Origin of the sequence: Microbulbifer mangrovi (assembly GCF_002009015.1) — a bacterium.
GTDB lineage: Bacteria > Pseudomonadota > Gammaproteobacteria > Pseudomonadales > Cellvibrionaceae > Microbulbifer > Microbulbifer mangrovi.
The window spans coordinates 1-2689 of record NZ_LZDE01000138.1 but is presented as its reverse complement, the minus strand read 5'-3'; the positions used below and the strand labels follow the sequence as shown (position 1 = coordinate 2689).

At 57.6% G+C, this 2689-nt stretch carries 3 protein-coding genes; all 3 read left to right on the top strand.

Going from position 1 to position 2689, the window contains the following annotated elements; translation table 11 throughout:
- Positions 1 to 261 (top strand): metallopeptidase TldD-related protein (locus B4U49_RS00805; protein WP_338036808.1); only part of this gene is annotated, 261 nt, incomplete at its 5' end.
- A 32-nt stretch (positions 262 to 293) separates the two neighbouring features.
- Positions 294 to 1625 carry a TldD/PmbA family protein gene (locus tag B4U49_RS00800; RefSeq protein ID WP_078082703.1) on the top strand — a complete coding sequence of 444 codons (1332 nt, stop codon included), beginning with the start codon at positions 294 to 296 and terminating at the stop codon, positions 1623 to 1625.
- Between the two features lie 27 nt (positions 1626 to 1652).
- A partial coding sequence (locus B4U49_RS00795) for a TldD/PmbA family protein (RefSeq protein WP_143735453.1) occupies positions 1653 to 2689 on the top strand: 1037 nt, incomplete at its 3' end.

Here is a 2689-nt window from a genome sequence, read left to right as displayed (position 1 = left end):
TTCCAGTTTGGTGGCCAGCTGTTTTACGAGATCAAGGATGGGGAAATTGTCGGCCAGGTAGAAGATGTGGCCTACCAGTCCAATACTCAGGAATTCTGGAATTCCTGCTCAGCGGTCTGTGACAGCAGCGACTATCGCCTCGGCGGTACCTTTTTCGACGGCAAGGGGCAACCCAGTCAGGTGAGCGCCGTTTCCCACGGCTGCTCGACCACGCGCTTTGACAAGATCAATGTCATCAACACCAAACGCAAGATCGGCTAAGCGAACAACAATAAATTTTTGGAGCAGAAAACATGGCAATTTTATCCAGAAGTGAAGCCAAGAAAATTCTCGACAAGGTGCTGAAGTACAGCAAAGCGGAAGCAGCCAGCGCACAGCTGAGCGGTGCGGAGACCGGCAACATCCGCTACGCGCGCAATAGCGTTTCCACCAGCGGTATCGTCAACGATATCGAACTGGCAGTGGAAGCGCGTTTCGGCAAGAAATCTGGTATTGCGACCATCAATGAGTTCAGCGATGCCTCGCTGGAAAAAGTGATGCGTCGTGCGGAAGAGCTGGCCAAACTCTCCCCGGATAACCCGGAATCCATGCCGCTGCTGGGCGAGCAGAAATACCTGGCCGTAAACGGATTTTCCAAATCCACCGCAGATATCACTCCGGATCAGCGCGCCAAGGCTGCGGCCGACTCTATCGTCGCGGCGAAGAAGAAGGATGTGGTCGCCGCAGGTTACCTCGAGGACGCGCGTTCGTTTGCCGCCGTCGCCAATTCCAAGGGCTTGTTCGGCTACTACGCGTCGACCTCGGCGAACTTCACCGTCACCATGCGCACCGAAAACGGTCTCGGTTCCGGCTGGGCGCAGAGCGACGTGACCGACTTCGCCAACATGAATACCGCAGCCAGCTCCGGCGTTGCCATCGACAAAGCGGTGTTGTCGCAGGAAGCGCGCGCGCTGGAACCCGGCAAATACACCGTAATCCTGGAGCCGAGTGCGGTATCCGGTCTCGTCGCCTACATGATGGGTAACTTCGACGCTCGCAATGCCGATGAAGGTCGCAGCTTTATGAGCAAGAAAGGCGGTGGCAATCGCACCGGCGAGAAAATGTTCGACAAGCGTATCAATATCTACTCCGACCCTTCCGATGCCAATGTGCCGGCGCAGCCCTGGTCTGACGACGACCATATGGCTCTGCAGCGGGTGGACTGGATCAAGGACGGGGTGGTCGAAAACCTGCCGTGCAGCCGCTACTGGGCAGAGCAATCCAAGGGCGCCGCGATTCCCTCACCGAACAACCTGATCATGGTGGGCGGCGACAAGTCGACCGAGGAACTGATCAAGAAAACCCGCCGCGGTGTACTGGTAACCCGCACCTGGTATATCCGCATGGTTGACCCGCAGTCACTGCTGTTGACCGGCCTGACCCGCGACGGAACCTTCTACATCGAAAACGGCAAAATCAAATACCCGATCAAGAATTTCCGCTTCAATGAAAGCCCGGTCATCATGCTCAACAACATCGAAGACATGGGTCGCCCCGAGCGGGTAAGCATGTGGGGTGGACCGGCGATGGTTCCCGCACTGAAAGTACGTGACTTCACTTTCAGCAGCCTGTCCGACGCCGTTTGATCAATCGCAGAAAAAGAGGAACACATTATGGACCGTAGAAAATTTCTGCAGTTGAGTGGCGCCGGTATGGGCGCATCCATGCTGCCACTTTCCGCCAGCGTGATTGCCGAAAGCCAGTTGACCCAGAGTGGGCTGGATGTTGCAGTAAAGAAAGAGTTCGCCGACGCGGCGCTGAACACCGCGACCAAAATGGGGGCATCCTACGCGGACGTGCGTATCGGCCGCTACCTGAACCAGTACGTGGTGACCCGCGAGATGAAGGTACAGAACGTGGTCAATACCGAGTCCATCGGTATGGGCGTGCGTGTCATAGCCAACGGTACCTGGGGGTTCGCGGCAACCAACGATATGACGATCGACGGTATCGCCCGCGCTACCGCCCAGGCAGTAGCGACCGCCAAGGCCAACTCCAAATACCAGCAGGAGCCGGTGGAACTGGCACCAGTGAAAGGCCACGGCGAAGTCAGCTGGAAAACACCGATCGAGAAAAACGCCATGCAGATTCCATTGGCGGAAAAGGTCGACCTGCTGATGGAAGTGAACAAATCGGCGCTGGATGCCGGGGCCAGCTTCATCAATTCCATGCTGTACCTGGTGAACGAGCAGAAGTACTTCGCCTCTACCGACGGCTCCTACATCGACCAGGATGTACACCGTCTGTGGTCCCCGTTCAGTGTCACGGCGGTGGACAAGAAAGACGGCGGCTTCCGCACCCGCGACGGTCTCGGCATGCCCGTCGGCCGCGGCTTCGAATATCTGGATGGTCGCGCGGAACACAAGGTCCAGTCCCAGACCGTGCTGTATGGTGACTCCTACGATATGGTCGAGGACGCGCGTCTCGCCGCCGAGCAGGCACAGGAAAAGCTGAAGGCCAAGTCGGTAAAACCGGGCAAGTACGACCTGGTGCTCGACCCGTCACACCTGTGGCTTACCATCCACGAATCCGTCGGCCACCCACTGGAACTGGACCGTGTGCTCGGCTACGAGGCCAACTTTGCCGGCACTTCATTCGCCACCATCGACAAGTGGCGCAGCGGCAAATTCAAGTACGGCAGCGACAAGGT